Source organism: Gordonia sp. JH63, from assembly GCF_009856645.1.
GTDB lineage: Bacteria > Actinomycetota > Actinomycetes > Mycobacteriales > Mycobacteriaceae > Gordonia > Gordonia hongkongensis.
Genome location: NZ_CP047235.1, coordinates 1763248 through 1781943 on the forward strand (window position 1 = coordinate 1763248; position 18696 = coordinate 1781943).

An 18696-nucleotide genomic window follows, 5' to 3' on the forward strand; every position below is an offset into this window, starting at 1 on the left:
GGGGAGACGCATGTCGGGGACAGAACCGCTGACCGTGGTGTTGGCGGGCGGAAGTGGTTCGCTGGGAACGCATCTGGCGACCGATCTCGCCGCGCGTGGGCATCATCCGGTCATCCTGACGCGGAGGATCGATCCGTCGTCGCCGTTCGAACAGGTGGTCTGGGACGGCAGGACCCAGGGCAACTGGGCCGAAGCGCTGACCGCGAACCGTCCGACGGCGGTGGTCAACCTCGCGGGCAAGCTCGTGGATTGCCGCCCCAGCGCCGAGAACATCGCGGCACTGCGGGACAGCCGGGTCGACGCGACGCGCGCACTCGTCACCGCATCGCGCGAACGCACGACGCCGATCTCGTACTGGCTGCAGTCCAGCACGACCGCGATCTGGAGCGACGCGGGCGAACTGTGGTGCACCGAATCGACGCCGATCCCGGTGGGCCTCCCGCAGATGACCGGCGTCGCACGGCCCTGGGAGGAGGCGGTGGACGGCGCGAACACCGACCATCTGACCGTGCTGCGCACCTCGATCGTGCTCGATGCTGATTCGCCGGCCATCCGACGCCTCGTGGGGCTCACGAGGTTCGGGCTCGGCGGCCGGGTCGGCGACGGCCGGCAATGGTTCAGCTGGATTCACATCGACGACTGGCTCGCGATCGCCCGCGCGGCACTGCGGGTCGACGACGCGGTGACGCTGCCCGACGGTGTCGTCGTGGCGGCCAGTCCGCATCCGGTGCGCAACTCCGAACTCATGGCGATGCTGCGCGCGGAGATCGGACGGCCGCCTGCGCCGCCGACGCCCGCGTGGTTGCTCAAACTCGGTGCGGTGGTGCTGCGCACGGACCCGGCCCTCGGACTCACGGGGCGCCGTGCGCGGTCGGATGTGCTCGCGGACGCCGGGTTCGACTTCCGCTTCCCACGGCTCGAGGACGCACTCTCCGATCTGCTCTGAGAGGTCGCCTCAGTCCAGTCCGCGCGCGGTGAGGGTGTCGGCGAAACCGTCGGCGGTGCGCAGGGCGGCGAGGACGACCGGGGCGACGAGGATGCGTGGACCGGGCCGGAGCCCGCGCGCCTTGCGCGCCTCGTCGACTTCCCGCACCACCTCGACCATCAGCGGGATCGCCCGGATGGTCAGTGCCAGCGCGAGCGCGATGAGGTCCACGCGCACCCCGAGCCGTCTCAGGGGGCCGAGCGCACGGACGATCGTGTCGAGCATGTCCGTCGTGCGGGTGGTCAGCGAGACGGCCGCGGCGAGTGCGACCGACAGCGCGAGGACGCCGCAGACGATTACCGCCCGCCGCCAGTCGGTGAAGACGACCTGGAACGCGAAGATGAACAGCAGCAACCACATCAGTGGCCGCAGCTGCCGCCACGCCTCGCGCGGCCCGATCCCCGCCAGCGCGTAAACGACCGCGACCCCGGCCGTCGCGATGCCGAGGGCGGTGAGCGACCGGACCGTCAGCGACAGCACCAGGATCACCACGCCCATCGCGACGAACTTGACGCCCGCGGGCAGTCGGTGCAGCAGCGTGTTGCCGGGACGGTAGACGCCGAGGACGTTCACGACATCATCCCGCGGTAGGCGGCCAGCGCGGGCCGAGGTTCGTCGTCGACGACGACCCGCCCCTCGTCGACGACGATGACACGGTCGAAGTCGGCCAGGATGTCGAGATCGTGGCTGACGACGACGACTTGCTCGTCGAGGGTCGCGAACACGTCGGCGAGCATGCGGGTGTTGCGCAGGTCGAGCAGGGTGGTGGGTTCGTCGGCGACGATGATCGCGGGGTCGGTCACGAACACCGACGCCAGGGCGAGGAGCTGCTTCTGTCCGCCGGAGAGCCGCTGGGCGGGATGGTCCGCGTGGTCGGCGAGCCCGAACCGGGCGAGTACCTCGCCGGCGCGCTCGGCGCGCGCCGACTTGTCGAGATCGGTTCGGCGAAGCGACAGTTCGATGTCCTCGCGGACCGTCGGCATGATGATCTGACGGTCGGGGTCGGAGAAGATGAAGCCCACCCGGCGTCGGACCTCACGCTTGTTCTTCGCGACCGAGAGCCCGTCGACGATGACGGTCCCGGAATCGGGCACGACGAGCGCGTTGATCATCCGCGCCAGCGTCGACTTGCCGCTCCCGTTGGCGCCGACGATCCCGATCCGGTTCTCCGACAACGTCAGTGAGACCTCGCGCAGGACGACGCGGTCGCCGTAGGCGTGGGTGACGTCGGTGAACTCGATCATCGCCGGTGGGGTGGGGCGAGGGTCAGCCGGCCACGGTGCCGGATCGGCGCCCGCGCAACGGCTCGATGAGGCCCGGCCGGCCGCGGTGGACCTGGGCCGCGACCAGGGCCGCGATGACGCACTTGGCGATGTCGCCGGGGATGAACGACCCGTTGGTCGCGATGGCCGCCCACAGTGTCAGGTCGGTCCGCACCAGCAGGCCGAGCACCCCACACGCGTAGAGGACGACGATGCCGCCGAGCGCGTTGATGCCGATGCCCCACAACACGCGGTATTTTTCGGAGCCCGTCGAGATCATCATCGCGGTCAGCACCCCGATGACGATGACCGCCGGGAGGAACCCGATGAAGTATCCGGCTGTCGGGGAGGACAGCGCGGTGAGGCCGTTGCGTCCGCCCGAGAGGATCGGGAGTCCGGCGATCGCCAGCACCATGAAGATGACCACGGCCAGCGTGTCCTTCCTCGGGCCGAGGACCGCCCCGGCGAGGATGACCCCGAGCGACTGGAACGTGATCGGCACACCGCTGGTGCCGATGTTGATGGTCCCGGGCAGGCCGAGCGCGGCGATCAGCGCGGCGAACACGGCGGCCTGGGTGAGGTCGCCGATGCTCAGCGACCAGCGGTTGGGGGATTTCGGCGATGCAGTCATGTCGATTCCGGAGTATTTCACGCGGCGGCGGCGCAGCCGCACCCACCGGGCGGGGTGACCAGGTATCGACGCCGGTCCGCCCACTAGACTCGGCCCGGTGACAGACACTTCTTCTGCGAACTCGTCCTCTCCCGAGGACTTCCTCGAGGGCCCGCGGCCGGTGCTCGTCGTCGACTTCGGCGCGCAGTACGCGCAGCTGATCGCGCGTCGGGTGCGGGAAGCGCGGATCTACTCGGAGGTGATCTCGCACGAGGCGCCGATCGCGGAGATCCAGGAGAAGGATCCGGTCGCGATCATCCTGTCGGGCGGACCGTCGTCGGTGTACGCGGAGGACGCGCCGGACCTCGATCCCGCTCTCTTCGACCTCGACGTCCCGGTCTTCGGCATCTGCTACGGCTTCCAGGCGATGGCGGACAAGCTGGGCGGTGAGGTGGCCAACACCGGCGGGCGCGAGTTCGGCCGGACGACGTTCACGACCAACGGCGAAGGCGTTCTCCACCAGGGTCTCTCGGACACCCAGCCGGTCTGGATGAGCCACAACGACGCCGTCCAGTCCCCGCCGGAGGGGTTCACCGTCACCGGGTCGACGCCCGGCGCGCCGGTCGCATCCTTCGAGAACCTGAAGCGCCGGATGGCCGGTGTGCAGTACCACCCCGAGGTGCTGCACACGCCGCACGGCCAGCAGATCCTCACCCGTTTCCTGTACGAGATCGCCGGTCTCGAGGCCACCTGGACCGCGGCCAACATCGCCGACGCGCTGATCGACGCGGTCGCCGACCAGATCGGTGACGGGCGGGCCATCTGCGGGCTCTCCGGCGGCGTGGATTCCGCGGTGGCCGCCGCGCTGGTGCAGCGGGCCATCGGCGATCGTCTGACCTGTGTCTTCGTCGACCACGGTCTCCTGCGCGCCGGAGAACGCGAACAGGTACAGCACGATTTCGTCGGCGCGACCGGGGCGAAGCTGGTGACGGTCGACGCCGCCGACACATTCCTGCGTGAGCTGTCCGGCGTCAGCGACCCCGAGACCAAGCGCAAGATCATCGGCCGCGAGTTCATCCGGTCGTTCGAGGGTGCGGTCAGCGAGGTCCTCGGCGAGGAGGCCGAGGCGGGGGAGAAGGTCGACTTCCTCGTCCAGGGCACGTTGTACCCCGACGTCGTCGAGTCCGGCGGCGGCAGCGGCACCGCGAACATCAAGAGTCATCACAACGTCGGGGGTCTGCCCGACGACCTCGAGTTCAGTCTCGTGGAACCGCTGCGTCTGCTGTTCAAGGACGAGGTGCGTGCGGTCGGCCGCGAACTGGGGCTGCCCGAGGAGATCGTCGCCCGCCAGCCGTTCCCCGGGCCCGGCCTGGCGATCCGCATCGTCGGCGAGGTGACCGGCGACCGACTGGAGACGCTACGCAAGGCCGACCTGATCGCGCGCGAGGAACTGACCGCCGCCGGCCTCGACTCGCAGATCTGGCAGTGTCCGGTCGTGTTGCTGGCCGACGTGCGCAGTGTGGGCGTGCAGGGAGACGGCCGCACCTACGGCCACCCGATCGTGCTGCGCCCGGTGTCGAGCGAGGACGCGATGACCGCGGACTGGACGCGTGTGCCCTACGAGGTCCTCGAGATCATCTCCACCCGCATCACCAACGAGGTCGCCGAGGTCAACCGGGTGGTGCTCGACGTGACGAGCAAGCCGCCGGGCACCATCGAGTGGGAATGAGCTGACGAGAGCGGCCGGTGGCGTCTGCCACCGGCCGCTCTCGTCAGTGCGTGCCGGTTCTCAGCGCCGCGAACGCGTGCCGGACACGATCAGCACGAGTCCGACCAGCAGCCCGATCCCGACGACGACCCATCCGAGGTCGGCGGCGTCGGGCAGTGCCGGCCCGTCGGCGAGCCCCCACCCGGCCACCGCAAGGGCGGCGAGTCCGAGCAGCCCCAGACCGGGAGCGCGATGGGTGGCGCCACAACCTCGGTCGTCATCGGTGCCGGAAGCGTTCATCTCGGTGCTCATCGCAGGACCTCGACCTCTCCCAATCCGGTGCGGGCCTCGATCTGCAGGACCGGGCCATCGGTGCCGTCACGTCCGCCGTCGAGCCCGGTGGGGCAGTTGTAGTCGCCGACACCGGTCTGGCAGTCGGCACGCACGTTCATGGTCTCCGGCACGTGGACCGTGATCTTGCCGACCCCGCTCTCGAGTCGTACGGTCCGGTCGGCGGTGAGGTCGACCGCACGTAGGTCCAAGGCCATCTCACCGATGCCGAGTGAGTAATCGGCCTGGATGTCGTTCTCGGTCAACGGCTTCCACTCGCGGTCACCGACCCCGCCGGGCGGCAGCGGGCCGGACAGGCCGTTGACCCCGGAGATCACGGTGGTGACGATGACCGCGGCACCGAGAGAGACCGCGATGGGCGCCAGGCCCGTGCTGTGCTCGCCGGTGCGACGCTTGACGACGGCCGCGACGAGGAGTCCGGCTCCGATCACGGCGAGGGAGAGCGACAGGATGTGGGGGACGGTGAACCACTCGACACCCATCTGGTGCAGGCCCGCACCGATCGCACCCACGATGGTCGCCAGACCGACCACGATCAAGGTCAGCGGTGAGCGTCGGTGCCGACGGACGGCCGGTTCGGCCGGGCGGGTCGGCTCGGGCAGATCCCAGGCGAACCGCGCCGCTCCCAACGGATCCCACGCGGGTGGACTCGCCTCGAAGTCGGCATCGAGTTCTCGACTGCTCTGGGTCTGCACGTCGCTCGGCCCTCCGCTCCCTGAGGTGTGAGGAGCGTCAGCGCCCCTCTCTCCGCTCCCTGAGGTGTGAGGAGCGTTAGCGACGAGCCTCGAAGGGTCCTCCGACAGTTCAACTCCCGGCGCCGGGGTGGCCGGGTGTTCGGTGGCCGGATTCCCGCCGATCGCGGACGTGCCCGGTGCTTTGGTCATGGATACTCCTGGGGTCTGGGGGCCGTCCGTGGGGGTGACCGCGCCGGGGGCCGGGTGGCTCATCGCGCGCGGCACCCACCGTTCGAACTGCCCGGCCGCCGGCGGCGGGACGACGATGTCGGTGACCGCCGCGGTGTCGATGCTGGTACCGGCCGCTGGAGTCGGGGTCCGCAGGTACAGCAGGTACCAGCCGCCGAGCATCAGGATCGCGCCGACGAGCCCGCCCGAGCCCCAGGTGCGATTGGGGCCGAATGAGGTGACGATGACGATCGCGAGCACGACCAGCAGGATCACCTGCGGATTCCCCAGTCCGTGCATCGAGTTGTGCGACGCGGTGTGACCGGCCCGGGAGGAATCGACACGGAGCGCATCGGCCCGGGCGCGTCCGGCGCCCGGGAACGCGACCCAGGCCGCGAGATAGAGGATGAGTCCGCTGCCGCCGAAGAAGGCGGCCACCACGAACGCGACCTTCACCAGAGTCGGGTCGACGCGGTACCGGGCGGCGATGCCGGTACACACGCCGGCGATCGTCCGATCGTCGGGCCGATACGGACGGGTCGCCCACAGGCCCTGGATCTGCTGCTGGAACTCCTTGGTGTCCATGACGATCATCGTGCCGCCCGTCCGGCCCCGGACACATCGGGTGATCCCCTGAATTGTCCCCCGGAGAATCCCGAGGCCCGGGGGCTGCGGAGCGGACACACCCTGAGATCGCGGCGCATGAACCGGGGTTGACCCCGATGTCGCGAAGCCGATCGCATGGGACGATCGAGGAGTGAGTCGAATGGAGGTCGAGCCGGTCTCGAAACTGGTGCGCCGCGACGGCGGCCGCGTCGTCGCCGGTGTCGCCGGCGGATTGGCCGATCATCTCGGGGTCGAGGTCTTCCGCGTGCGGATCGTCTTCGTGGTCCTGGCCGCGCTGGCCGGCGCCGGGGTCGCCGCCTACGGGCTGCTGTGGTTCTTCTGCCCGCAGGGCGACGACACCACGTCACCGGCACCGGGAGAGCGTCGTCAATCCCTCGGTCTGGCGATGGTCGGGCTGGTGGCCATGGGCGTGGTCGGATTCGCGGCGTCGGGGACCCCGGCGGAGTACCTCATCCCGTTCGTCTTCATCGCGTTGGGCGCCGCCCTCGTGTGGCGCGAGTTCGACACATCCCCCAGGGCACCCCGCACACCGCTGCGGACCTGGACACGGTTGATCGGCGGGGTCGCGCTCGTCGTCGGTGGCCTCGTGGTCGTGGTGGTGGCCGGGGATCGCAGCTTCGGCGGTCTCAATTCCACGATCCTCGCGGTCGGGGCGACCCTGATCGGCGTCGTCCTGTTGACCGTGCCCCTGTGGATGCGGATGCTGCGCACCATCAACGAGGAGCGCTCGGCCCGCATTCGCAACGCCGAGCGCGAGGAGATCGCCTCGCATCTGCACGACTCGGTCCTGCAGACCCTGGCCCTGATCCAGAAGAAGGCGGGCCGCCCCGAGGAGGTGGCACGCCTGGCCCGGAGTCAGGAACGCGAGCTGCGGGCCTGGCTGTTCGGCGACCCGGCCACCGAACGCGGCTCGCTCGCGGCGGCACTGCGAAGTGTCGGCGCCGAGGTCGAGGACGCCTACGGTATCGAGGTGGAGATCATCACCGTCGGCGATCTCCGTCCGGACAACACCCGGGACGCCAAACGCTGGTCGGCTCTCGTCGGGGCCACCCGCGAGGCGCTGGTCAACGCCGCCAAGCACTCCGGTGAACGCACCGTGGACGTGTACGGCGAGATCACCGACGACGAGGTCGAGGTGTATGTCCGTGACCGGGGAATCGGTTTCGACCCCGACGCCGTCGACGACGACCGCCAGGGCATCTCCCGGTCGATCCGCGCACGTGTGGAGAGGATGGGCGGCCGCGTGCGGATCACGTCGACCCCCGGGCGCGGGACGAACGTGGGTCTGATGATGCCGCGTGGTGACGGGGGATCGGGATCAATCGACGAGAGAGCGGACGACACCCGACGCTCTGCCGAGGTGACCGTCGACGCGGTCGCCCCGACCGACAACAGGAAGGCACGATGACGCCGAGTTCCCCGAGTTCCGACCCGACCGGCCCCGATCCGGTGACCGTCTATCTCGTCGACGACCATGCGGTCTTCCGCTCCGGGGTCCGTGCCGAATTGGCCGACGAACCGGGCCTACGCGTCGTCGGCGAGGCGGGCACCGTACCCGAGGCGATCGACGGGATCGTCGCGGCGGCTCCGGATGTGGTCCTGCTCGACGTGCACATGCCGGCCGGCGGCGGGGTGGCGGTCCTGCGCGGGGTGCTCGATCGGCTCGGATCGAACGGAACGGGTTCGAATGCAACCGGTTCGAATGCCACGGGTTCGACACCGCCGGTCTTCCTGGCCCTGAGCGTGTCGGACGCGGCCGAGGACGTCATCGCCACCATCCGGGCCGGTGCCCGCGGTTACGTGACCAAGACGATCGCGGGCCCGGAACTCGCCGACGCGGTCCGCCGGGTCGCCGACGGCGACGCGGTGTTCAGCCCACGTCTCGCGGGCTTCGTCCTCGACTCGTTCACCGGGAAGTCCTCGGCACCCGAACCGCCGCTCGACCCGGAACTCGACTCGCTGACCAGGCGCGAACTGGAGGTGTTGCGCCTGCTGGCGCGCGGGTACACCTATCGGGAGATCGCCGACGAGCTGTTCATCTCGATCAAGACGGTCGAGACACATGCGTCGAACGTTTTGCGGAAGACCCAGCAGTCCAACCGCAATGCCCTCACCCGATGGGCGGCCACCCGTCACATCGGCTGACCGCAGCGGCGCCGGCTCAGCGCAACAGCGCGATCGCGAGTACGACGACGACCGCGAGCACGGCGAAGAACACGAAGATCGACACCGCCAGTGCCGTGCTCGACGTGCCCGGCGCCGGCGGACCGGGGGTCGGTTGCCGGGAACCGGACGAGTACTGCTGGGAGGCAGGCGGTCTCGGCGTCGACGACAGTGGTTGCGGCGTCGACATCAGGGTCGGGGACATACCGCGACGTGTGTCCGGCAGGTCGCGGGAGCCGCGGTCGGCGGACATCGTCGGGGCGTATGGGGGCAGCGTGGCCCCGGCCGGACGATGCGAACCGGTCGTCGACGACCGGCCGGCGCGCTGTGACCAGGCCGGCGTGCCCGCTCCCGGCCGGGTGATGAGGCCGGTCAGGACCTGGTCGCGGGTGCCTCGAGAACCGGCCGCGAACGAGGTGAGCATGTCTCGTGCCTGACTCATCGTCGGGCGTTTGGTCGGGCTCGGTTCCAGGAGGCGCAGCAGGATCGGCTCGAGCTCGGCGGCATTCTGCATGGGATTGATGCGTGCGCGTGCGACCTTGTGCAGCAGCGCGATCGAGTTGTCGTCGACACCGAAGGGCGGCTGACCCTCCACCATCGTGTAGACGGTCGCGCCCAGCGAGTAGACGTCCGAGGCCTCCTGCGGATCGGCGCCGCGCGCGACCTCGGGAGCGAAATACGCAGGCGTTCCGGTGATCACGCCGGTCTGGGTGAGAGTGACATCGTCCTTCGCCCGCGAGATCCCGAAGTCGGTGATCTTGACCAGGCCGGTCAGCCGTCCGCCCTCGGCGATGAGGATGTTGCCGGGCTTGATGTCGCGGTGCACGATCCCCGCGGCGTGGGCCTCGACCATCGCATCGGCGACCTGGGCGCCGATCTGGGCGGCCTCGGCGGGCGCGAGAGTCTTTGTGGCGTGCAAGATCTGGGCCACACTGCGGGAGGGTAGGTATTCCATGACCAGCCAGGGCTCGCCCCGGTCGAGGGCGACATCGTGCATGGCGATCGCATTGCGGTGGGAGAGCTTCGCGGCGATCCGTCCCTCCCGCATGGCCCGCTTGCGTACGTTGTCGGCGGAGTCCTCGGTGAGGCCTTCGGTGGAGACGACCTGCTTGACGGCGACGTCACGGTCGAGGAGCTGGTCGCGGGCGAGCCACACGGTTCCCATGCCGCCGCCGCCGATGCGCGACTTCAGACGGTACCGGCCGGCCACCAGGTACTGGGGACCCGGCGCATGGTGGGTTCCGGCGGTCGTCGACATACGGAGATGATAGCGGCGAGGTCGACGCCGCGGGCACCGCACTTGACAGCCATCTCGTACGTATGTTCGACTCCCATCATGCGATGGTCGGATCAGGCGGTCGAGGTCGACGACGGGTCGCTCCCGGGGCTGAGCCGCTCGGGTCTGGTGCGGTCGGTGCGTACGCCGGACTTCGAGGGTGTCACATTCCACGAGGTGTTGGCCAAGAGTGCGCTCAATCGCGTGCCAGAGGCCTCGCAGCTCCCGTTCCAGTTCACGGTCAACACCTTTCGCGGGTGCACGCATGCCTGCCGCTACTGTTTCGCCCGTCCGACGCACGAATATCTCGACCTCGACGCGGGCACCGATTTCGACACCCAGGTCGTGGTGAAGCTCAACGTCGCGGCGGTGCTGCGCAAGGAACTCAAACGCCGGTCGTGGACCCGGGAGACGGTGGCGCTGGGCACCAACACGGACCCGTATCAGCGTGCCGAGGGGCGGTACCGACTCATGCCGGGCGTGATCTCCGCGCTCGCCGAGTCCCGGACGCCGTTCTCCATTCTGACCAAGGGCACCTTGATCCGTCGGGATCTTCCGCTGTTGCGTCAGGCTGCGGGGGAGGTCTCGGTCAGTGTCGGGATCTCGCTGGCGATCCTCGATCAGGACCTGCAGAAGAAGATCGAACCGGGGACGCCGTCGCCCCAGGCGCGGCTGTCGGTGATCCGCGATCTCGCCGACGCCGGCATCGCGCCGCACGTGATGGTGGCCCCCGTCGTCCCGTACCTCACGGATTCGACCGCGCATCTCGACTCGTTGCTCGAGGCCCTCGCCGAGGCGGGCGCGTCTGGTGTGACCGCGTTCCCGATGCATCTGCGATCCTCGACCAAGCCGTGGTTCCTCGAGTGGCTGGCGGGGGAGCATCCGGCGCTCATCCGCCGGTACCGGGGGCTCTACGGGCGTGGCGCCTATGTCACCCCGGAGTACTCCTCGTGGCTGCGTGACCGGATGAAGCCGCTCGTGCACCGGCATGGCCTGGCCGGTTCCGGCGGTCTCCGGCAATCGGGTCCCGACTCGCCGGCGACGGTGGCCGCGCCCGAGCTGCAGCACGCCCTCACCCTGTTCTGACCCGTGCCGTCCTGACCGCGCCCCTGAGCTGGGCGGATTCGACGTGGATGCGAACATCCCTTGCTGCGCAACGGCTTTCGGCTCCAGTTGACGCTTGTCGGTGGTTGGTTCTACTCTCGAATGATCGAAACAGTGTTCGAATGATCGGCGGACGAGGGGCCTCCCTCGGGATCGTTCGGGACTGTGTCGAGAACCCTGATGGCGCGCACCTTCCCGGCTCGCTCGAGAACTACTCATGTCGACTGGAGGGTGCCGGAATGGATGTCTCTGCTGGTGTGGCCGTGACCGATGCCGTGACCGATACGGCGGCCGGTGGCCGGGCCGACGAGCTGGCGGGTCTGCGCCGGCGGATGGCGGCCATGTCCGGTCGGCCCGACCAGCGGGTGGTCGAGGTTCGAGACCGGTCGGTGGGTGTCCTCCCCGTGCCGGAATCGTTGTCGGACATCTTGCCGCACAACGGTATTCCGCGAGGGTCGGTGGCCCGGCTCGACGGCGCCCGTTCGGTGCTGATCGCGATGATCGCTTCGGTGACCCGTGCAGGTGGACAGGTGGGGATCGTCGGGTTGCCCCGGTTGAGTCTGCTGCCCGCGGCGGAGATGGGCGCCGACCTGTCCCGCATCGCCACCATCCCCGATCCCGGTCCCGACCCGGTCGAGGTGGCAGCGGTGCTGCTCGACGGTATGGACCTGGTGATCCTGGACCTGGGGAGCGGCGGCCAGGGGGCTCGCCCGCGGAACGAGATGGTGACCCCCTCGCGTGCCCGGGTGGTCATGGGACGCGTGCGCAAGCAGTCGTCGGTGCTGCTGGTGACCGGTGGCGCATGGCCGGGTGCGCAACTGGCCATCGAGGCCCGTGTCCTCACCTACCGGCACAGTCCGGTCCTGCCCGGCCGGTCTGCTCCCGCCTCCCGTGCGGCCGGTCTCGACTCCGCACGCAGCGGCTACGGCCGTATCGGCGGGATGCGGCTGCAGGTCACGGTGTCGGGCCGCGGCCGGCAATCCGAGAGCACCGAGGTCGAACTCCGGGCGACGGGCCACGGTGCCGATCGCACGGTCGAGATGGTCGCGGCGGCGACCGTCTCCCCGGTGCTCGCGGTGGCGAACTGATGCCCTCCGGAGAGCCGGGGTCCCGGCGTATCCTCGCGCTCTGGTGCCCGGACTGGCCGGCGATGGCCGCGGCGGCCGAGGCGGATCTGCCCCCGCTGCATCCGGTCGCGGTGCTGTCGGCGAATCGGGTGGTGGCCTGTTCGGCCTCGGCACGGGCCGCCGGTGTGCGGCGGGGGATGCGGAAGCGACAGGCGCAGGCGGCGTGCACGGAGATGACCGTGGTCGCCGCCGACGAGAACCGGGACGGACGGCTGTTCGAACAGGTGGTCGCCGCGGTCGCCGAGGTGATCCCCGCCCTCGAAGTGCTCCGGCCGGGTCTCCTGGTGATCGCCGGCGACCGTGCCGCCCGCTACTTCGGCGGGATGGAGGCCCTCGCGGAGGAGCTCGTCGACGTGGTGTCGGCGTGCGGCATCGAGTCGCAGGTCGGCATCGCCGACGAGATCTTCACCGCCGTCCTCGCCGCCCGGCACGGGCATCAGGTGGAGCCCGGGGGTGACCGGGAGTACCTCGCCGGCCGCCCCGTCGCCGACCTCGCCGTCGAACCCAGCATGAGCGATCCGTCCCGTGCCGATCTCGTGGAGTTGCTGCGCCGGTTGGGGATCGGCACGATCGGCGCCTTCGCCGACATGTCCGTCACCGACGTCGCCACCCGGTTCGCCCGGGATGCGGTCGTCGCGCACCGGCTGGCCAATGCGCTGCCGGGGCGTGTCCCGTCGTCACGTGGTGTGCCGGCCGAACTCGACGTCGACCACACCTGCGACCCGCCGGTCGACCGCATCGACGTCGCGGCGTTCATCGGTCGTACCCTCGCCGACGTGCTGCACCGGCGCCTGCGTGATGCCGCGGTGGCCTGCACGCGACTCACCATCATCGCGACCACCGAACGCGGACAACAGCATTCGCGGACCTGGCGATGTGCCCAACCGCTGACGCCGGAGACGACCGCGGATCGTATCCGATGGCAACTCGAGGGGTGGCTGACCGGCGCGGCGCGGCCCACTTCCCCGCGGGTCGAGCCGCGCGCAGCGAGGAGCAGTGCCCGACCCGACTCGCCGATCGTCCGCCTGCGGCTCGAACCGGTCGAGGTCGTCGAGGCCGGGGCCCTGCACTATCAGCTCACCGACGATCTCTCCCGTGGCGGGCTGGCCGGTGAACCGGATGTGGAGGAGCGCGCCCGGCGTTCGCTGGTGCGGATACAGGGGCTGCTGGGCGGGGATGCGGTCCGTATTCCCGTGCTGAGCGGTGGTCGCGGACCCGCCGAACGGATCACGATGGTCTCCCTGGGCGACGAGCCCGCTCCGCGCCGGGACCCGTCGGCGCCGTGGCCCGGGCGTCTACCGCAACCCAGTCCGACGGTGCTGGTGGAGACCGCGATCCACGTGCTCGATGCGGTGGGGCAACCGGTGAAGGTGACCGATCGCGGGGCCTTCACCGCCGAACCGGTGACCGTCGCACTGGCATCGTCCCGGGCACGCCGATCGAGTTGGGGCCTGTGCTGGTGGGCCGGACCCTGGCCGGTCGGGAGCACCGACCGGCCCGCCGGGGCGTCGGTGTCGGCCGGAACCACCGAGACCGGACTGATCGCCCGGGCGCAGGTGCTGCTCGACGATTCGCGTGCCCTGCTGCTGTGCTACCGCGCCGGGGAGTGGATCGTCGAGGGGGTTTACGAGTGACTGAGATCATCCAGTGATGTCATCAAGGCGATGGGCGGGATCACCTGGGCGCCACACCCGATGACCAACGACGTCGCGTGCACGACTGTTCCAGCACTCGAAATCTCCGGCAGCCTTGAGCGACGATTTGTGACGAGTTTGAAATTCGTCTGACCAGGCTCTTCGAAAGCGATTCGGATTATCGGTATTCGCGAGAATTTAGAGTAACGCCACATGCCGTGAACCGTTTGCGCCGCGTACGGTTCGGCCGATCAGGAGCACCGTGATGACACAGCCGCCCCCTCCATCTACGCCTCCCGGTTGGCATCGTGACCCTGGGGATCCGACCATGCTTCGGTGGTGGGACGGCAACCAATGGACTGACAACTGGGAGCTCGCTGACCAGCCGGCGAGGAAGAGATCGAGCGCAGCACTGCCACTCATCATCGGGGTCGGCCTTGTCGTCAGCGCGGTTGTTGTCGCGATCGTCATTGTCGTGGTGGGGGCTCTCGGGGCCACGAAATCTGACCCCCTCCCGGCAGCCAGTCCCGACACCACCAGTCGCCCGGTGAACACGTCAGCCGCGGCGGCTGCAAGTCGGTCTGCAGAGCTTGATCGCCTCAGGCTCACAAACAAGGCGTCATACCGGTCAGTATCCTCGCGCGACTGGCAGCTCGTCGCCAAGAACCCTGACGTTCACATCGGAGAGCTCTACATTGTCTACGGACGGGTGATGCAGGCCGACAGCGCGATGGGGGCATACCAGATTCGCGTCAACACCGACGGTCAGCAGATTGAGTCCTACGACTACGACATCAACACCGTCGTCGACGCCGGTCTCGGCTCGTTCGAAGAGGTCGTCGAGGATGACCTCGTCACCATGTGGGTGAGCGTGAAGGGGTCAGAAACTTACGACACGACGATGGGCGGATCGGTAACGGCACCGAAGGTGGCGGCCAACATCATCGAGGTGTACGGCAGCGCCGATTGACCCGGAGACCCGCACACACGCCGGCGGGACGAAACGCCCCGACCGAAAGCGTGCGCCGTCGCCTCGAAGATGCCAGTCTCGACGCATGGCGCGCACATGGTTGTCGGTGACCGTGGAACTGCTCGGTGGCCGGGGTACGGAGTTGTGGCCCTGGCCAGGGAGGGTTTTCGCGGTCGGTCCGGCGCACACCTTCAGGGATCTGGCCACCGCTGTCGACGGCGCGTTCGCCCGGTGGGATCGTTCCCATCAGTCACTGTTCACCCTCGACGACGGCAGGCTGGTCGCCGATGCCACCTTCGGCGCCGAGATCGCCGGTGGTATCGGCGGCCCGATCTCCGAACCCATCGACATCGCCACGGCCAAGGTCTCCAAGCTGGTGGCGACGGGCGCCGAGTTCCAGTACACCTTCGATCTCGGCGACGAGTGGACCCATCGGTGCGTCGTGGGGGATCTGAAGGTCGACCCGCTGGACGTGCTCGGCATCCAACCGAAGGCGCCCCTCCCGTACTTCGGCTGGGGCGACATCCCGGACCAGTACGGTCGCCGATCGGCAGATGGTGACGCCGAGACGCCACCACGCCCCACCGTTCCGCACCCGATGCTCATCGGCGAGTGGCCCGCACAGCGGGAGATCCGCGAGCTGGATCTGGGCGAGGTGCGCGGGTCGATCTACTCCGCCGATGCCGATCGTTTCCTGGATGCCGTCACCGGATGCGATCTGGACGACGCGCTCCAGCAGGTCGGCCCCGGGGTACCGATGGCGCTGCAGAAACGACGCGAGCGAGCCGAACCGGTGGCCGTCTCGGTGATCAATCGTCTGACCAGACGCGGGGAGCCCGGCGACGCCGAACTCGCCGAGGAACTGCTCACGATCCTGCGCGGGGAACCCGTACCGGGCCGGCCGGTCGCCGTGGATCTCGAGATGCTCAGCGACGAGATGGAAGGTGATCCGAACCGGTCGACCGGCGGACTCATCGACCTGGACACCGGCTTCGTGTACAACGACGAGATGCTCGAGCCGGGCGTGCTCGATGACGAGTTCGACGTCGAAGAGGACCCGGATCGCTGGCTGCGCTTCGACTGCATCGGTTCGCGCGACAGCTGGCGGGACATGGCGGATTTCGCGACGCGCATCTCCGATCCCGACCTGCGGAGCCGTCTGGAGCGTGCGATCGAGGGACGAGGTGCGTTCCGCAGGTTCCGGGACGTCGTCCACGAGGCGGGTATGAGTCAGCAGTGGTATGCGTTCTCCACCGATCGCAAGTTCGGACGGGCACGCAAGTTCCTGGTGCGTCAAGGAATTCGACCGACCTGACCTGCGCATTCTGACATCTGTCATGGGCCGGCATGCCGGAATGTCACCGCATTCCGATGATCGGCAGCACTACTGACCGCGTCCGGTCCCGGGCAGGGTCGAATACATGACGACGACACGAGAACACACCACACCCGGACCGATCCCGCTCGAGGACTTCTTCAGCCCGCCGCAGCGCGCCGGCGCGACGATCTCACCCGACGGCACCCGGATGGCGTTCCTCGCCCCGTGGCGTAATCGACTCAACGTCTGGGTGGAGGATCTCGAGCCGGGCAGCGAGCCGCGCTGTGTCACCGCGGACGAGACGCGCAGCGTCCGCAACTTCCGATGGACCGACGATCCGCGGTGGATCGTCTACCTCCAGGACACCGGAGGGGACGAGAACTGGCATCTGTTCCGCGTCGACCTCGACGCCGAGGATGCGGATTCGGTCGATCTCACCCCGTACCCCGGGGCGCGGGTCGTCAGCGCCGACGCTGTCGCCGGCCGGCCGGGAACCCTGACCCTCCTCATGAACGCGCGCGACCCGAGTGAGTTCGACCTCCACGAGATCGACATCGCGAGCGGCGAACTCACCACGGTGGCGCAGAGCCCGGGCGTGTCCGAGTCCTGGATGCGCGGACCCGGGGACGATCTGCTCCGCCTCTCCCAGACCGCCGGCACGAGTCTCGAGGTCGCCCGCCTCGACTCGGCCACCGGCGAGCTCATCCCGGTCATCTCGGTCGACGGAGACGACCATCCACTGGGCGTGGCGCCGCTGGAACCCACACCGGACCGGACCGGGCTCTGGGTGGGTTCCAGCGAGGGCGCCGACCTGACGCGCCTGATCCACGTCGATGTGCGAACGGGTGAGACCACCGAAGTCGACGCCCATCCCACGCTGGAGATCGACGGTGCCCGGCGCGCGGTGGCCGAGATGTCGTCGGCGCTGATCACCGACCGCGCCACCGGCGAACTCGTCGGCGTCCGCTACCTCGGCGAACGACAGGTCATCCATGCGCTGACGACGGACTTCGCCGAGGTGCTGAAGAACCTCGAAGCCCTCTCCGACGGCGATGTCGGCGAGCTGTCCTCCGACGAGAGCGGGGAGAAGTGGATCGTCAGCTTCACCCATGACCGCGACCCGGGGGTGACCTGGTTCTACGATCACGCCACCGGCGAGAGCCGTCGGCTCTACCGTCCGTTCCCGCACCTCGATCCCGAGGCGATGGCACCGATGGCACCGGTCACGATCTCGGCCCGGGACGGGCTCGATCTGCCGTCGTACCTGACCCTTCCGGTCGACACCGATCCGACCGGACTGCCCCTCGTGGTCCTGGTCCACGGCGGCCCGTGGTACCGCGATGCGTGGGGATACCAGCCGACGGTGCAGTTGCTCGCCAATCGTGGATATGCCGTGCTGCAGGTGAACTTTCGCGGTTCGGTCGGATACGGCCCGGCCCACACCCGCGCGGCGATCGGCGAGTTCGCGGGGAAGATGCACACCGACCTGCTCGATGCCGTCGACTGGGCCGTGGCGCAGGGCTACGTCGATCGTGACCGCGTCGCCATCATGGGTGGTTCGTACGGAGGGTACGCGGCACTCGTGGGTGCGTCGTTCACGCCGGACGTGTTCGCCGCGGCCGTCGACTACGTCGGTATCTCCGACCTCGAGAACTTCATGCGTACGCAGCCGTCGTTCCTCGGCAAGGAGTCCTTGGCCAACAACTGGCATCTCTACGTCGGCGATCCCGATGATCCCGAAAAGATCGCCGAGGTCCGCGCGCGGTCGCCGATCACCCGCGTCGACGACATCAAGCGACCGCTGCTGATCGCACAGGGTGCGAACGACGCCCGCGTCGTCAAGGCCGAATCCGACATCATCGTCGACGCGCTCCGGCAGCGGGAGGTCGACGTCGAGTATCTCGTCTTCGACGACGAGGGACATGGATTCGTCAATCCGGAGAACCAGATGACCTTCTATCGCGCGGTCGAGGGTTTCCTCGCCCGGCATCTCGGCGGACGGGAGCAGTCATGACCACGCACCGAACAGATGTCGACGAGCGTCGGCCGAAAACCCCCGACGCCCAGCAGGTCCTGATGGATCAGCTCGGCGGGATGTCGGGGATGATCTACTCCGCGATCCCGGTCGTGGTGTTCGTGATCGCCAATGCCACCACAAATCTGCCCATCGCCATCGGTGCCGCGATCGCTGTCGCCGTCCTCACCGCGGGCTTACGTCTCGCCCGGGATGAGCCCGTGGTGCAGGCGTCCGGCGGCATCATCGGAGTGGCCGCCGCCGGGGCGGTCGCCGCGGCCACCGGGTCGGCGGACGGTTATTTCCTGCTGGGGATCTGGTCCAACGGGATCGAGGCGCTCATCGTGCTGGTGACGGTGCTCGTGCGCCGACCGCTGACCGGCTTGCTGTGGAATCTGTTGCACGGCAACAAGTATTCGTGGCGTCACGACCGATCGGTGATGCGCGCGCACGATATCGCGACCCTCACCCTGACGGCCGTACTGGCATCGCGTTTCGGTGTGCAGCTGTGGTTCTACGAGACGCATGCCACCGGGATGCTCGCGACCGCGAAGATCGCGATGGGATTCCCGCTCTTCGCCGCGTTCATCGGGGTCGCGGTGTGGGCGTTCCGGCGGTCGACGCGACAGCTGGTCGAGTGACGCG

General features: G+C 68.9%; 17 protein-coding genes. 11 read left to right on the forward strand and 6 right to left on the reverse strand.

Annotation, left to right across the window (positions count from 1 at the left end):
• The first annotated feature begins 10 nt into the window (after window positions 1-10).
• On the forward strand, window positions 11-946 hold the full coding sequence (locus GR168_RS07980; RefSeq protein WP_159370468.1) for a DUF1731 domain-containing protein: 936 nt from the start codon (window positions 11-13) through the stop codon (window positions 944-946).
• A gap of 9 nt (window positions 947-955) precedes the next feature.
• On the opposite strand, the gene GR168_RS07985 is transcribed toward GR168_RS07980, so the two are convergent.
• From GR168_RS07985 to GR168_RS07995, 3 genes are read right to left on the reverse strand one after another with little or no spacing between them, the layout of a single operon-like run.
• The gene (locus tag GR168_RS07985) at window positions 956-1558 is read right to left on the reverse strand and encodes an energy-coupling factor transporter transmembrane protein EcfT (RefSeq protein WP_058250690.1); all 603 of its coding nucleotides are present in this window, start codon (window positions 1556-1558) and stop codon (window positions 956-958) included.
• A complete protein-coding gene (locus tag GR168_RS07990) occupies window positions 1555-2229 on the reverse strand; it encodes an ABC transporter ATP-binding protein (RefSeq protein WP_159370469.1) in 675 nt (224 codons plus the stop codon). Before GR168_RS07990 ends, GR168_RS07985 begins: the two co-directional genes overlap by 4 nt.
• 22 nt (window positions 2230-2251) lie before the next feature.
• Window positions 2252-2878, reverse strand: coding sequence for a biotin transporter BioY (locus tag GR168_RS07995; RefSeq protein ID WP_159370470.1), 627 nt, complete (start codon window positions 2876-2878; stop codon window positions 2252-2254).
• 160 nt (window positions 2879-3038) lie between these two features.
• Here GR168_RS07995 and guaA point away from each other — a divergent pair, with 160 nt between their 5' ends.
• On the forward strand, window positions 3039-4586 hold the full coding sequence (guaA, locus tag GR168_RS08000) for a glutamine-hydrolyzing GMP synthase (RefSeq protein WP_058250688.1): 1548 nt from the start codon (window positions 3039-3041) through the stop codon (window positions 4584-4586).
• Between the two features lie 60 nt (window positions 4587-4646).
• Here guaA and GR168_RS08005 read toward each other — a convergent pair whose 3' ends face one another.
• Both GR168_RS08005 and GR168_RS08010 read right to left on the reverse strand, forming a co-directional pair.
• Window positions 4647-4877, reverse strand: a complete 231-nt coding sequence (locus GR168_RS08005) for a hypothetical protein (RefSeq protein ID WP_058250687.1) — start codon at window positions 4875-4877, stop codon at window positions 4647-4649.
• Window positions 4874-6412 carry a PspC domain-containing protein gene (locus GR168_RS08010; protein ID WP_159370471.1) on the reverse strand — a complete coding sequence of 513 codons (1539 nt, stop codon included), beginning with the start codon at window positions 6410-6412 and terminating at the stop codon, window positions 4874-4876. Before GR168_RS08010 ends, GR168_RS08005 begins: the two co-directional genes overlap by 4 nt.
• Window positions 6413-6584: 172 nt before the next feature.
• Here GR168_RS08010 and GR168_RS08015 point away from each other — a divergent pair, with 172 nt between their 5' ends.
• Together GR168_RS08015 and GR168_RS08020 are read left to right on the forward strand one after the other, a co-directional pair.
• Complete coding sequence (locus GR168_RS08015) at window positions 6585-7853, forward strand: ATP-binding protein (protein ID WP_159371870.1); 1269 nt, start codon at window positions 6585-6587, stop codon at window positions 7851-7853.
• Window positions 7850-8590: a response regulator transcription factor gene (locus tag GR168_RS08020; protein WP_159370472.1), complete on the forward strand. Its 741-nt coding sequence runs from the start codon at window positions 7850-7852 to the stop codon at window positions 8588-8590. Before GR168_RS08015 ends, GR168_RS08020 begins: the two co-directional genes overlap by 4 nt.
• A gap of 16 nt (window positions 8591-8606) precedes the next feature.
• Here the strand turns inward: GR168_RS08020 and GR168_RS08025 are convergent, their stop codons facing one another.
• The gene (locus GR168_RS08025; RefSeq protein WP_159370473.1) at window positions 8607-9866 is read right to left on the reverse strand and encodes a serine/threonine-protein kinase; all 1260 of its coding nucleotides are present in this window, start codon (window positions 9864-9866) and stop codon (window positions 8607-8609) included.
• A gap of 78 nt (window positions 9867-9944) precedes the next feature.
• Here GR168_RS08025 and GR168_RS08030 point away from each other — a divergent pair, with 78 nt between their 5' ends.
• The 7 genes from GR168_RS08030 (at window position 9945) to GR168_RS08060 (ending at window position 18692) form a co-directional block, all read left to right on the forward strand.
• Window positions 9945-10970 carry an Rv2578c family radical SAM protein gene (locus tag GR168_RS08030; protein ID WP_068971742.1) on the forward strand — a complete coding sequence of 342 codons (1026 nt, stop codon included), beginning with the start codon at window positions 9945-9947 and terminating at the stop codon, window positions 10968-10970.
• 257 nt (window positions 10971-11227) lie between these two features.
• A complete protein-coding gene (locus tag GR168_RS08035; protein ID WP_203235908.1) occupies window positions 11228-12076 on the forward strand; it encodes a hypothetical protein in 849 nt (282 codons plus the stop codon).
• Window positions 12076-13749 (forward strand): DNA polymerase Y family protein, encoded by a 1674-nt coding sequence (locus GR168_RS08040; RefSeq protein WP_159370474.1) that lies wholly within the window; start codon window positions 12076-12078, stop codon window positions 13747-13749. The genes GR168_RS08035 and GR168_RS08040 overlap by 1 nt, the downstream gene beginning before the upstream one ends.
• A 265-nt stretch (window positions 13750-14014) precedes the next feature.
• Window positions 14015-14719, forward strand: coding sequence for a DUF2510 domain-containing protein (locus tag GR168_RS08045; protein WP_159370475.1), 705 nt, complete (start codon window positions 14015-14017; stop codon window positions 14717-14719).
• Window positions 14720-14804: 85 nt separating this feature from the next.
• Window positions 14805-16034, forward strand: coding sequence for a UPF0158 family protein (locus GR168_RS08050; RefSeq protein WP_159370476.1), 1230 nt, complete (start codon window positions 14805-14807; stop codon window positions 16032-16034).
• A 106-nt stretch (window positions 16035-16140) separates the two neighbouring features.
• The gene (locus tag GR168_RS08055; protein WP_159370477.1) at window positions 16141-18051 is read left to right on the forward strand and encodes a S9 family peptidase; all 1911 of its coding nucleotides are present in this window, start codon (window positions 16141-16143) and stop codon (window positions 18049-18051) included.
• The gene (locus tag GR168_RS08060; protein ID WP_159370478.1) at window positions 18048-18692 is read left to right on the forward strand and encodes a DUF3159 domain-containing protein; all 645 of its coding nucleotides are present in this window, start codon (window positions 18048-18050) and stop codon (window positions 18690-18692) included. Before GR168_RS08055 ends, GR168_RS08060 begins: the two co-directional genes overlap by 4 nt.
• Window positions 18693-18696: the final 4 nt, after the last annotated feature.

Excerpts from the sequence above, each read along its gene's own strand:
- GR168_RS07980 (WP_159370468.1), top strand. The coding sequence starts at position 11 with ATGTCGGGGACAGAACCGCTGACCGTGGTGTTGGCGGGCGGAAGTGGT.
- GR168_RS07990 (WP_159370469.1), bottom strand. The coding sequence starts at position 2,229 with ATGATCGAGTTCACCGACGTCACCCACGCCTACGGCGACCGCGTCGTC.
- GR168_RS07995 (WP_159370470.1), bottom strand. The coding sequence starts at position 2,878 with ATGACTGCATCGCCGAAATCCCCCAACCGCTGGTCGCTGAGCATCGGC.
- GR168_RS08005 (WP_058250687.1), bottom strand. The coding sequence starts at position 4,877 with ATGAGCACCGAGATGAACGCTTCCGGCACCGATGACGACCGAGGTTGT.
- GR168_RS08010 (WP_159370471.1), bottom strand. The coding sequence starts at position 6,412 with ATGATCGTCATGGACACCAAGGAGTTCCAGCAGCAGATCCAGGGCCTG.
- GR168_RS08015 (WP_159371870.1), top strand. The coding sequence starts at position 6,585 with ATGGAGGTCGAGCCGGTCTCGAAACTGGTGCGCCGCGACGGCGGCCGC.
- GR168_RS08020 (WP_159370472.1), top strand. The coding sequence starts at position 7,850 with ATGACGCCGAGTTCCCCGAGTTCCGACCCGACCGGCCCCGATCCGGTG.
- GR168_RS08025 (WP_159370473.1), bottom strand. The coding sequence starts at position 9,866 with ATGTCGACGACCGCCGGAACCCACCATGCGCCGGGTCCCCAGTACCTG.
- GR168_RS08030 (WP_068971742.1), top strand. The coding sequence starts at position 9,945 with ATGCGATGGTCGGATCAGGCGGTCGAGGTCGACGACGGGTCGCTCCCG.
- GR168_RS08035 (WP_203235908.1), top strand. The coding sequence starts at position 11,228 with ATGGATGTCTCTGCTGGTGTGGCCGTGACCGATGCCGTGACCGATACG.
- GR168_RS08040 (WP_159370474.1), top strand. The coding sequence starts at position 12,076 with ATGCCCTCCGGAGAGCCGGGGTCCCGGCGTATCCTCGCGCTCTGGTGC.
- GR168_RS08045 (WP_159370475.1), top strand. The coding sequence starts at position 14,015 with ATGACACAGCCGCCCCCTCCATCTACGCCTCCCGGTTGGCATCGTGAC.
- GR168_RS08050 (WP_159370476.1), top strand. The coding sequence starts at position 14,805 with ATGGCGCGCACATGGTTGTCGGTGACCGTGGAACTGCTCGGTGGCCGG.
- GR168_RS08055 (WP_159370477.1), top strand. The coding sequence starts at position 16,141 with ATGACGACGACACGAGAACACACCACACCCGGACCGATCCCGCTCGAG.
- GR168_RS08060 (WP_159370478.1), top strand. The coding sequence starts at position 18,048 with ATGACCACGCACCGAACAGATGTCGACGAGCGTCGGCCGAAAACCCCC.